We start from the raw sequence: 602 nt of genomic DNA on the forward strand, positions 1-602 counted from the left end.
CGTCGTGATCCAGCGGCAGCAGCTGCGTGCCGCCGGTGCCTTTACCGCCATCGAGCTTCACCGAGTACAAACCGAGTACGTCCATGCCGAAGCCGACGGTGCCTTGGGTGAAGCCGGATTTGGCGTCGAGGATGAAGCTCTGCGTCCATTCTTCAGCCTTGCCCTGGGCCTTGGTCGGGTTGGTGAAGTTGCGGTTGATGTAGAAGTTGCGCAGGTTGAGGTTGACCTTTGCCCCTTCGATGAAACCGGCTTCTTCGGCCGCTACTGGCAGGGCCGCGCCAGCCAGTGTCAGGGCGATCAGGCCGGGAATTGCATACGGCGCAATGGGATGGGTCATCGCAGGGTCTCTTGTTATTTTTTGGGGTCGAACGAAATCCGTTGCCGCCGTTCTCGGGGCAGTTACGAAGTTGCACTTTTGGGGATGAAGCGGCGAGCGATCAGCCGGACGGAGCAGGGCGCGGGAGCATGGTATCGAACCTGTTGTTATTGGTTTTGTGGAGCGAATGGTGCGGGGCGCGAAGGGCGGGTTTCAATCGGGGAAAGCGGGTTCTGGGCGATTATCGAACGCAAGATTCTGCCGGGTTTTGTGGGGGGGATCAGGC

1 protein-coding gene is annotated in these 602 nt (G+C 59.8%); it reads right to left on the minus strand.

Going from position 1 to position 602, the window contains the following annotated elements; all coding sequences use genetic code 11:
* A partial coding sequence (locus DBR24_RS34040) for an OprD family outer membrane porin (RefSeq protein ID WP_256591892.1) occupies positions 1-337 on the minus strand: 337 nt, incomplete at its 3' end.
* Between the last annotated feature and the right edge of the window lie 265 nt (positions 338-602).

This window comes from Pseudomonas sp. HMWF006 (genome assembly GCF_003061205.1).
Taxonomy (GTDB): Bacteria; Pseudomonadota; Gammaproteobacteria; order Pseudomonadales; family Pseudomonadaceae; genus Aquipseudomonas; species Aquipseudomonas monsensis.